Origin of the sequence: Synechococcus sp. R55.8 (assembly GCF_047461895.1) — a bacterium.
In the GTDB taxonomy this organism is placed as follows: Bacteria; Cyanobacteriota; Cyanobacteriia; order Thermostichales; family Thermostichaceae; genus Thermostichus.
The window spans coordinates 42,099-44,875 of record NZ_JANSIB010000003.1; the positions used below are offsets into that span (position 1 = coordinate 42,099).

1 protein-coding gene is annotated in these 2,777 nt (G+C 61.7%); it reads left to right on the plus strand.

All coding sequences use genetic code 11. The annotated features are described in order from the left end of the window. The first annotated feature begins 70 nt into the window (after window positions 1-70). The gene (gene leuS / locus NW829_RS00660) at window positions 71-2,719 is read left to right on the plus strand and encodes a leucine--tRNA ligase (protein ID WP_414416218.1); all 2,649 of its coding nucleotides are present in this window, start codon (window positions 71-73) and stop codon (window positions 2,717-2,719) included. Window positions 2,720-2,777 lie beyond the last annotated feature (58 nt).

The following is a 2,777-nucleotide window of genomic DNA, read 5'->3' on the forward strand; positions in this document are numbered from 1 at the left end:
TGGCGTGGGGAGTATGTCAAAATGCTTCTATCTCCCAGCGTGAGCGCTTTTTTCCCAGGAGCATCGAACCGTGGACGCGCGCTACAATCCCCAGGCCATCGAGAGCAAGTGGCAAGCCCACTGGCGTGAAATCGGGCTGGATCGCACCCCAGAGCTGAAGGACGGGAGCCGCAAATTCTATGCTCTGTCCATGTTCCCCTATCCCAGCGGCAACCTGCACATGGGGCATGTGCGCAATTACACCATCACCGATGTGATTGCCCGCCACAAACGAATGCAGGGATACGCGGTGTTGCACCCGATGGGCTGGGATGCCTTTGGCCTGCCGGCGGAGAATGCCGCCATCGACCGGGGGATCCCGCCGGCCAAGTGGACCTACCAAAACATTGCCCAGATGCGGGAGCAACTGCAGCGGCTGGGGCTCTCCTACGACTGGGAGCGGGAGATCACCACCTGCGCCCCCGACTACTACAAGTGGACGCAGTGGCTCTTCCTGCAATTTTTCAAGGCCGGCCTGGCCTACCAGAAGGAAGCGCCAGTGAACTGGGATCCGGTGGATCAGACGGTGCTGGCCAACGAGCAGGTGGATGCGGAGGGGCGTTCCTGGAGATCCGGCGCCCTGGTGGAAAAGCGCATGCTCAAGCAGTGGTTTTTCAAAATCACCGCCTATGCCGACCAACTGCTGGCGGATCTGGAAAAGCTCTCCGGCTGGCCGGAGCGGGTGCGCACCATGCAGGAGAACTGGATTGGCCAATCGGTGGGGGCCAAGGTGATTTTCAAAACCGAGGCAGGGGACGAGCTGGCAGTGTTCACCACCCGGCCCGATACCCTCTGGGGGGCCACCTTCATGGTGATGTCGCCGGAGCACCCCTTGGTGGACAAGCTCACCACTGCCGAGCAACTGCAGGCCGTCAGAGCCTATCAAGCCCAGGCCGCTGCCCGCAGCGAGATCGAGCGCAGCGCTGAAGACCGAGAAAAGACAGGGGTTTGGACGGGATCCTACGCCATCAACCCCGTTAACCAAGAGCGGATCCCCATCTGGATTGCCGACTATGTGTTGATGGGCTACGGTACGGGGGCCATCATGGCCGTGCCCGCCCACGACCAGCGGGATTTCGAGTTTGCCCGCAAGTTCGGCCTGCCCATCAAGCGGGTGGTGCAGCCGCCGGAGGGTTCCTTATCCTCGACGGATCGCGCCAGCGGGACGGAGTCCTCAGAACTGCAGGCGGCCTGGACGGGGGAAGGGGTGATGATCAACTCTGGCCCCCTAGACGGGATCCCGGTGGGCAAAGGCCCAGGGCAAAGCGTGGAAAGAGCCATCGCCTGGCTGGAAGCCCAGGGGCTGGGGGAAAAGCAGATCAACTACCGCCTGCGGGATTGGCTGATCTCGCGGCAGCGCTACTGGGGTTGTCCCATCCCGGTGATCCATTGTCCCCACTGTGGCATTGTGCCGGTGCCGGAGAAGGATCTGCCGGTGCTCTTGCCGGAGGATGTGGAGCTGACGGGGCGAGGGGGATCCCCGTTGGCCCAGCTGGAGAACTGGGTGAAGGTGAAATGCCCCACCTGTGGCACGGAAGCCCGCCGAGAAACCGATACCATGGACACCTTCATCTGCTCGTCGTGGTACTTCCTGCGCTTTAGCGATGCCCGCAACGACCGAGAGATCTTCCGCAAAGACCAGGTGAACGCCTGGCTGCCGGTGGATCAGTACGTGGGCGGCATCGAGCACGCCATCCTGCACCTGCTCTATTCCCGCTTTTTTACCAAGGTGTTGCGGGATCGGGGGCTGCTGGATTTTGACGAGCCGTTCTCGCGTCTGCTCACCCAGGGGATGGTGCAAGGGCGCACTTACTACAACCCCAACAAGTCCGGCAAGGATCGCTGGATCCCGGCAGCTCTGGTGCAGGATCCCAACGACCCGCGGGATCCGGAAACGGGCGAGCCCCTGCAAGTTATCTACGCTACCATGTCCAAGTCCAAGGGCAACGGCGTGGATCCTGAGGAGGTGCTGGCCCACTACGGGGCAGATACGGCCCGCATGTTTATCTTGTTCAAGGCCCCGCCGGAGAAGGATCTGGAGTGGGACGATGCCGACGTGGAAGGGCAATTTCGCTTTCTCAACCGCGTCTGGCGGCAGGTGTACGAGTTTGTCGTTCGCGGTGGCGGGACGGAGTCCTGGCGGGGCAGGGTCTCAGAGCTGTTGCCGGCCAAGGTCGAGGTGGGATCCCTGACCAAGGCGGAAAAAGATCTGCGCCGGGCCATCCACACCGCCATCAAGGAAGTCAGCGAAGATCTGGAAAACGATTATCAATTCAACACCGCCATTGCCGAGCTGATGAAGCTGAGCAATGCTCTGGGGGAGGCCGGGATCCCGGATTCGCCGGTTTATGCAGAGGGGATCCGCACGCTGGTGTTGCTGATGGCGCCTTTTGCCCCCCATATTGCGGAGGAGCTGTGGCAGGCGCTGGGGGGCGCAGACTCGGTGCATCGGCAGTCTTGGCCCAGCTATGACCCGGCAGCGCTGGTGGCCGACACGGTGACCATTGTGATTCAGGTGAACGGCAAATTGCGCGGCTCGTTTGAGGCCCCTGCCGAGGTAACGCCGGAGGAGCAGGAACAGTTGGCCCTTCGGTCAGAAGCAGCGCAGAAATACCTGGAGGGGGCAACACCCAAAAAAGTGGTGGTGGTGCCGAAAAAGCTGGTTAACTTTGTCCTCTAACGGCGGGCCTGGCCAAAATGTTCCGCACTGCTGACACGAACGGGATCGGGGCTTTCAC